The organism is Streptomyces longispororuber, from assembly GCF_014656095.1.
Taxonomy (GTDB): domain Bacteria; phylum Actinomycetota; class Actinomycetes; order Streptomycetales; family Streptomycetaceae; genus Streptomyces; species Streptomyces longispororuber.
Window position 1 is genome coordinate 1 of record NZ_BNBT01000241.1, and the last position, 8,086, is coordinate 8,086.

Annotated in this window: 8 protein-coding genes; 7 read left to right on the forward strand and 1 reads right to left on the reverse strand. The window is 71.2% G+C overall.

Translation table 11 applies throughout. The features are described 5' to 3' along the window. Positions 1–75: 75 nt before the first annotated feature. Positions 76–522, reverse strand: coding sequence for a nuclear transport factor 2 family protein (locus IE330_RS36880; RefSeq protein ID WP_190140554.1), 447 nt, complete (start codon positions 520–522; stop codon positions 76–78). Positions 523–738: 216 nt separating this feature from the next. Here IE330_RS36880 and IE330_RS36885 point away from each other — a divergent pair, with 216 nt between their 5' ends. The 7 genes from IE330_RS36885 to IE330_RS36915 all read left to right on the forward strand — a co-directional run. Beyond that, positions 739–1,677 (forward strand): SRPBCC family protein, encoded by a 939-nt coding sequence (locus tag IE330_RS36885; protein WP_229926194.1) that lies wholly within the window; start codon positions 739–741, stop codon positions 1,675–1,677. A 5-nt stretch (positions 1,678–1,682) separates the two neighbouring features. Next, entirely contained in the window at positions 1,683–2,783 is a 1,101-nt protein-coding gene (locus tag IE330_RS36890) for an acyltransferase domain-containing protein (protein WP_190140556.1), read from the forward strand. 142 nt (positions 2,784–2,925) lie between these two features. Next, positions 2,926–3,897, forward strand: coding sequence for a dTDP-glucose 4,6-dehydratase (gene rfbB, locus IE330_RS36895; RefSeq protein ID WP_190140557.1), 972 nt, complete (start codon positions 2,926–2,928; stop codon positions 3,895–3,897). Between the two features lie 32 nt (positions 3,898–3,929). Further along, positions 3,930–5,396, forward strand: a complete 1,467-nt coding sequence (locus IE330_RS36900) for an NDP-hexose 2,3-dehydratase family protein (protein WP_229926195.1) — start codon at positions 3,930–3,932, stop codon at positions 5,394–5,396. A gap of 11 nt (positions 5,397–5,407) precedes the next feature. Further along, the gene (locus IE330_RS36905; RefSeq protein WP_229926196.1) at positions 5,408–6,421 is read left to right on the forward strand and encodes a Gfo/Idh/MocA family protein; all 1,014 of its coding nucleotides are present in this window, start codon (positions 5,408–5,410) and stop codon (positions 6,419–6,421) included. Between the two features lie 165 nt (positions 6,422–6,586). Further along, a complete protein-coding gene (locus IE330_RS36910; protein ID WP_190140558.1) occupies positions 6,587–7,357 on the forward strand; it encodes an AfsR/SARP family transcriptional regulator in 771 nt (256 codons plus the stop codon). Positions 7,358–7,643: 286 nt separating this feature from the next. Further along, a partial coding sequence (locus IE330_RS36915) for a response regulator (protein ID WP_506005399.1) occupies positions 7,644–8,086 on the forward strand: 443 nt, incomplete at its 3' end.

The window sequence follows — 8,086 nt, forward strand, 5'->3', positions numbered from 1 at the left end:
GGGCGGCACGCCACCAAGGCGTGCCGCCCGCGGCGCGTGCGTACGGCTCCGTTCCCCGTGGACCGGGCCGTCGGGCTACGGGAGGTCGTCGCGGGTGACCTTCCGGCGGTGCACCTTGAGCCGCCCGTCCTCGCGGACCAGCACGTCCTCGCATACGCAGACCCGGTGCAGCGCGGGATCCCCGCCCAGCGGCGTGGAGAACACCAGCGCGTAGCAGCGCACCCGCAGCGTGCCGTCGGCCTGCGGGAACACCGCGACCATGCCGTGCCAGTGCCTGCGCCGCACTCCCTCGGCTGCCAACTGCGCGGTGGTACGGCGCAGCGATCCGGCCAGTGCCTCGCGGCCGCGCAGCGGCTCCGGCAGCGTCGGCACGTCGAAGTGGGCGTCGGCCGTGAACGTGTCCGCCCACGCGTCGACGGTGCCGTTGTCGAGCAGGTGCATGTGCTCGGCGTAGAACTGCTGAACCTCTGCGTACACCTCGGCGGTCACGGCCGTGGCCGGTGTCTCCTGCTGCGTCGTCATGGTGCTGTCTCCTGTCTCCCCTACGCCCCGCGGTGTCGTGCGACACGCGGTGTCTCGTCGGGGCACCCTCGCCGACCTGGTTCGAACTCCGTTGGAGGCACCGTGGGCCCCGGCGGCGGGGGTCGAATGGATTTCGAAGAGGTCTCCAAACACGGCGGGCAAGGTGCAGGCGCAGTGACCGACGAGACCCGACCGGAGGGCCCAGCCGTGGCATCAGTGAAGACGCATCGAGTGGAAGAGAAGGCGCTCATCGCGGCGCCCGTGGAGACCGTGCGGCGGATCGTGGTCGACGTCGAGGCGTGGCCGCAGGTGCACCGGCCCGCCGTGCACGCCGAGATCCTGGAGAGCGACGACAGCGGCGAGCTGATCCAGCACTGGTCCCTCGTGGACGACCGCACGGTGCGTACCTGGGTGTCCCGCCGCAAGGTGACGGAGTCCGGCGACGTCCGCTTCACCCACGAGCCCGCCGTCGAGCCGTTCGCCAGCGTCAGCGGTGGCTTCGAGTTCGAGGAGCAGCCGGACGGCGGCACGCTGGTGCGCATGCATCACGAGTTCACGCTCCTCACCGAGGACGAGACCGTGGCCGCCGAGCGCGCCGAGTCGATGCGCCGGGGCAGTCAGGCGCACCTGGAGACGCTGACGTACGCGGCGGAGAACGCCGAGGACTTCGCCCTGCGCACGATCTCCTTCGACGACCCGCTGTTCGTGGCGGGCTCGGTGGACGACGCGTACGCCTATCTCTACGAGGCCGACAAGTGGCCGGAGCGGATCCCGCACGTCGTCGCTCTCACCATGGAGGAGACCGTGCCGAACATCCAGTTCTTCGACATGGACACCAAGTCCTCGGACGGCTCGGAGCACACGACCCGGTCGGTACGCATCTGCTTGCCGAACCACAAGATCGTCTACAAGCAGATCCAGCCGCCGAAGACCATGGACGCCCACACCGGCCACTGGCTGTTCACCGAGACCCCGGAGGGGCTCGTCCTCACGTCCCGGCACACCGCGACCATCCGCCGCGACGGGCTGCACCTGCTGGGCGAGGGCATGACGGTCGAGGGCGCCCGCAAGTACTTGCGCCGCGTGCTCAGTGCCAACAGCATGGGCAACCTGCGCCTGTCGAAGGAATACGCCGAGAAGCTCGCCGGATTCTGAGCGCGATGACCCGGCACGCCGAGCAGGCGAATGTGGCGGGGCCGCCCGGGGGCGGCCCCGCGCCGGCTGGTCAGGGGAGCCCGGGCCGCCCGGGGCGGGTGGCGTTGCTGCTGCCCGGCCAGGGCGCCCAGTACCCGCGGATGGCGGCGGGCCTGTACGACGTCGAGCCGGTCTTCACCGCCGCGATGGACGAGGTGTTCGCCGCCCTGGGGCCGTCGGGTCGCGCACTGCGCTCCCACTGGCTCGCCGAGGAATCGCCCCGGTCGCTCGACGCCGCCGAGCGCGCCCAACCGCTGCTGTTCGCGGTGGACCACGCGCTCGGCCGCCTCGTCCTCGATTGGGGCGCCGAGCCCGTCGCGCTGCTCGGCCACAGCGTCGGTGAGATGGCCGCGGCCGCCCTCGCAGGAGTGTTCTCCGCGGCGGACGCGGCCCACCTCGTCGTCGACCGGGTCCGGCGCGTCGCCGCTGCCCCGGCGGGCGGCATGCTGGCGGTCGCGGCGAGCGTCGCGCAGGTCGAGCCGTATCTCGGCCCCGATGTGTCCGTCGGCGCCGTCAACGCGCCCCGGCACACGGTGCTCGCGGGTCCCCGCCGGGCGCTCGGCGAGGCGGCGGAGCGGCTGGAAGCGGCGGGGCTGACGAGCCGGCCCGTCGCGTCCGACACCGCGTTCCACAGCCCCGTGCTCGGGCCCTGCCTGGAGGGCGCGCGGGATGTGGTGGCCGCCGTACCGCGGCGGGCGCCACGGATCACGGTGTACTCCGGGCGGACGGCGGCGCCGCTGCGCGCCGACGAGGCGGCGGACCCCGGCTTCTGGGCCGCACAGCCGATGACGCCGGTGCTGTTCTGGCCCGCGCTGGACGCGCTGCTGGATGCGCCGGGCGGCGCCGGGGCCGAGCCCCTCGTGCTGGTGGAGGCCGGGCCCGGCCGGACGCTCAGCAGCATCGCCCGGAGGCATCCCGCCGTGCGGCGCGGGGGTGGCTGCGTCGTGCCCCTGCTGCCGGGCAGGCCCGGCGGCGCCGCGGCGGATCGGGCAGCGCTCGCCGAGGCGGTGGACGCGCTGCGCGCGGCGGGAGCGCTCGCGGGGCGCCGCGCTCCCGTCCTCCCGTAGTCCCGTACCGGGCCGTTCCGGGCCGCGGTGGTGTCGTGGCCGGGCACACGGTTCCCCGCGTGCCCTCGGGGCGCTCCCGTCCGTTCCTGCTTCTTCTCTGCCCGTGCTGGTGCGCGGGCTTTCCATCGCTGGGAGATCTCACATGCGGATTCTGGTCACGGGGGGTGCCGGGTTCATCGGCTCCGCCTACGTTCGTGCACTGCTGGAGGGGGCGTTCCCGGGTTACGAGGACGCGCTGGTGACCGTCGTCGACAAGCTGACCTATGCGGGGAACCGGACCAATCTGCCGGAGACGCACGAGCGGATGACGTTCGTGCGGGCCGACATCGCCGACGCGGAGCGGATGCGCGAGCTGGTCGCCGGGCACGACGAGGTGGCGCACTTCGCTGCGGAGTCCCATGTGGACCGCTCGCTGTACGCCGCGGGCGAGTTCGTGCGTACCAACGTCGCGGGCACCCAGACGCTCCTCGAGGCGTGTCTGCGGGCCGAGGTGCGCCGGGTCGTGCACGTGTCGACCGACGAGGTGTACGGCTCGATCGAGGAGGGCTCCTGGACCGAGGACCGGCCACTGCTGCCCAACTCGCCCTACTCCGCCTCCAAGGCCGGCGGCGACCTGCTCGCCCGCGCGTACTGGCGCAGCTACGGCCTCGATGTCCGCGTCACCCGGTGCAGCAACAACTACGGTCCCTACCAGCACGTCGAGAAGCTGATCCCGTTGTTCGTCACCAACCTCCTCGAGGGCCGCGACGTACCGCTGTACGGCGACGGCCGCAACGTGCGTGAGTGGGTGCACGTCGACGACCACTGCCGGGCCGTCCACCTCGCGCTGACCAAGGGGTCGGCAGGCGAGGTCTACAACATCGGCGGCACCGCCCGCTCGAACCGCGAGATCACCGAGCTGCTGCTCGGCTTGTGCGGGGCCGACCGGAGCCGGGTGCGGCCCGTCGAGGACCGCAAGGGCCACGACTTCCGGTACGCCGTCGACGACACGAAGATCCGCGCCGATCTCGGCTGGCGGCCGCGGGTGCCCTTCGCCGACGGCCTGGCCGCGGTCGTCGACTGGTACCGGGACAACCCCGGTTGGTGGCGGCCGCTGCGCGACGCGTCCCGCTGAACTGCCCGCACCGAACCACAAGGAGTCACGCCATGACGGCCACCGCGCCCCCGTACCCGGCCGTACCGCCCCTGCCCGCCGCGGGGATGCCCCCCGGCCCCTCCGACCTGGCCGCGCGGTTCACCGCGTCGGCGCTGGCGGCCGACAGCGGCGTCACCCCCAACAAGGACTTCGACGCCTGGTTCGCCGAGCACCGGCGGGCCAACCGGTTCGAGGTCACGCGGATCCCGTTCGGGGATCTGGTGGGCTGGCGGTTTCGCGCGGAGGACGGAAATCTCGTCCATGACAGCGGCGGTTTCTTCTCCGTCACCGGCTTGCAGGTGACGACCGACCGGCCCGGTCCCGGCGGCTGGTCCCAGCCGATTCTCGACCAGCCGGAAATCGGGGTCCTCGGCATCCTCGTGAAGGAGTTCGACGGCGTCCTGCACTGTCTGATGCAGGCCAAGATGGAGCCGGGAAACCCCGATACCGTTCAGCTCTCCCCGACGGTTCAGGCGACCCGCAGCAACTACACCGGACTGCACGGCGGACGGCGTACCGACTTTCTCGACTACTTCCTCGCGCCGGGGCGGCGTGTCCTCGTGGACAGTCTTCAGTCGGAACAGGGCTCGTGGTTCCTGGCGAAGCGCAACCGGAACGTCGTGGTCGAAGTGACGGAGGAAGTTCCGGAGCACGAGAATTACCGCTGGCTGACCATCGGCCAAATCCACCGGCTGCTCGCCCGTGACAACGTCGTCAACATGGATACGCGGACCGTGCTGGCGTGTGTTCCTTTCGACGCACCCGGGCCCGGCGCCCCCGCGCGGCAGCCCGGCACCCCCGACGCGTACCGCGCCGCGCTGCGGCGCTCGGTGTCAGGGCGCGGGACTGCCTTGTACGGCACCGGGCAACTCCTCGGCAGGATCACCGAGGCCAAGGCCCGCCACACCTTCCACCGGCGCACCCTGCCGCTGGTGGCGGTGCCCGGCTGGCGCCGCACCGAGACGGAGATCGCCCATCAGGAGGGCAAGCACTTCACGGTCATCGCCGCCGACGTACGGGCCGACACCCGCGAGGTCACGCGGTGGACCCAGCCGCTGCTCGCTCCCGTCGAGCGCGGTGTGGTCGCCTTCCTCGCGCGGAACGTCGACGGGGTGCTACATCTTTTGGCGCATGCCAAGACGGAGGCCGGACTGCTGGACGCATGTGAACTGGCCCCGACCGTGCAGTGCCTGCCCGTCAACTACCGCGGCCGGGAGCAGCCGCGCTACCTGGACGTCGTGCTCGCCGCACCACCCGAAGCCGTGCGCTTCGACACCGTGCTCGCCGAGGAGGGCGGGCGCTTCCACCACGCCGACAACCGCTACATGATCGTCGAGGTCGGCGACGAGGTGCCGCTCGCCGACGACCCCGACTACCACTGGATGACGGTCCGGCAACTGATGGAGCTGGTCCAGCACAGCCGCTATGTCAATGTGCAGGCGCGCAGCCTGCTCGCGAGCCTGCACACCACGTGGTGACCGGGGTGCGCGTGTCCGGGACCGTACGCGTCGGCGTGCTCGGCTGTGCCGACATCGCGCGTCGGCGCATGCTGCCGGCGCTCGCCGCGCAGCCTCTCGTCGACCTCGCCGCCGTCGCCAGCCGCGACCTCGCCAAGGCGTGTTCCTACGCCGCGCCCTACGGCTGTGCGGCGATCCAGGGGTACGAGCAACTGCTCGCCCGCCCCGACATCGACGCGGTGTACATCCCTGTGCCCACCGCGATGCATGCCGAGTGGACGATACGGGCCCTGGATGCGGGCAAGCACGTGCTCTGCGAGAAGCCCTGTGCCACCGGCGCCGAGGAGGCCGCCCGGGTGGTGGCCGCAGCCCGGCGCCAGGGACTGCTGGTGATGGAGAGCTTCATGTTCCTGCACCACGGCCAGCACGCCCGGGTACGGGAGCTGTTGCGGGACGGCGTCATCGGGGAACTCCGGGAGGTCAGTGCCGAGTTCGGCATCCCCGCACCGCCGCCGGCCGCGGCCGGAGCGGCCTTGAGCAGCCTTCTGGAGACCGGGGTGTACCCCCTGCGGGCGGCCCGCCTCTTCGCCGGGGACCGCCTGGAGGTCCTCGGTGCGGCGCTGACCCCCGCCCCGGCCGGCGGGCGCGACGTCGCGGGCGGCGCCCTGCTGCGCTCCGCCGCGGGCGTCACCGCGCGGGTGAGCTTCGGCTGGGAGCGCGCCTACCGCTGCTCCTACGAGCTGTGGGGCAGCGCCGGCCGCCTCTTGCTCGACCGGGCGTTCACCACCCCCGACGACCTCGCCCCGGTACTCCTCCTGGAAGACCGTGACGGCACACGGGAGTTGACGCTGTCCGCGGAGGCGCAATTCGTGAACACGGCCGGCGCGTTCGCCCGGACCGTGCTGCGCGGAACGGGATTCGACGCGCATGCCGAAGACATCCTGGCGCAGGCCGCACTCGTCGACGCGGTGCGCCGAACGGCGTTCCCGGCCGGGTCCCCACCAAATGCGACGGAGGATGGGTGCCCACTGCAACTTGAGACGTAACACTGTTGCCGGTGCGCCGGAGCCGGGGATACTTGAGCACGCCGCATGGCTCGCCCAATTCGGAAAGTCGCGGCGCGGGGGAACGGAAAAGGCCGATACCGGCTGCTTTCCCTGCTGCCGTAGGGAAAGGAAACCGGAAAATTGAGGTTCAACACCCTTGGCCCCATGGAAGTGCTGCACAACGGCCAGTACTTCACGCCGACCGCTCCGAAAGCACGTAACACCCTGGCGCTCCTGCTCTCCCGGGTCAACGAGGTCGTCGAGATTCCGGCGCTCATCGACGAATTGTGGAGCGACAATCCGCCGCGCAGCGCCGTCACCACCACCCAGACCTATATCTACCAGTTGCGCAAGATGCTCGGACGGGCCCTCGGGCCCGAGGCCGCCCGTCCGGTTCTGGTCACCCGGGCCCCCGGCTACCGCCTCCAGATCGACGAGGAGCTGATCGACGCACGGATCTTCGAGCGGCTCGCCCGCGAAGGGAAACGCCTGCTCGTGGCGGGTCGGCCGGAGGAGGCGTCGCACCGGCTCCAGCAGGCGCTCGACCTGTGGCGCGGGCCCGCGCTGTCCGACGTCACCACCGGCCGGGTCCTCGAAGCGCACGTGGTACAGCTCGAGGAAATGCAGTTGGACGCGTTGCAGCTACGTATCCAGGCGGATATGGAGCTGGGCCGGCACCGTGAGTTGCTTCCCGAGCTGCGGTCATTGGTCGCCGCCCACCCACTCAACGAATGGCTGCACGCCCAGCTCATTACGTGCCTGAAGCATTGCGGCCGCCGCGGAGAGGCGCTGCAGGCGTACCAGGCGCTGCGCCGGGTCCTCGACGAGGAGCTGGGACTCCAGCCCTCACTGCCGCTGCAACGACTCCAGCAGTACGTGCTGAGCGAGGCTGTGGATGAGCGCGCCCCGCACCCCCCGATGCGGGCGACCGCCTAGAACGGCGCGCACACCGGCCCGAAACGAAGCGGCGCACGCCTGAAACCGGGAACATCACCATTTCACGACGGTGACGCAATTCGTCGGCCTGCCCCGTCGGTGGGCTGGCCGGACGGAGATCTTGCTGCTAGCCTCCGAGGCAACTCCCCGAGATCTGCTGCAGTTCTCTGCGAGAATCCGATGAGAACGCGAACGGGGTGTTGCCAGAAATGGAAGGATAACGGGGATGGCTCGGGGGGCCAGATCGGAGTGCATGATGTCCGCACGACCGATCACTGTCTTCGTCATGGACGAGAACACCATATTCAGAGAGGGTCTGCGCACGGTCATCGCCCGGGACGACGGCCTGCGGGTGGTGGGCCACAGCGCGGAGAGCGCGGTGGACCTGGTCGCCGCGATCGCCGAGGCACGGCCCGACGTCCTGTTAGTGGGACTGGAACACGTCACGGAGCGCACCGAGGCGGTCGTCGCGGAGGTGCTGCGCGCCTCACCGGGTACCGACACCATCGTCCTCAGTTGGGATGTGGCCGGCGGCACGCTCCAGCGGTTGATGGAGCTGGGCGTGCGGGCCTATCTGCCCAAGGACGTGCCGCACCGCTATCTGCTCTCGATGATCTACGTGAGCAGGCTGGACGACAGCCGGGCCGCGTTCACCTGGCCCCGGCCCTCGGGCCCCCGTGCGGCGGCGGCGCGGCCCGCGGGGGCCGCGGCGCGCAGCGCCTCCGCGTC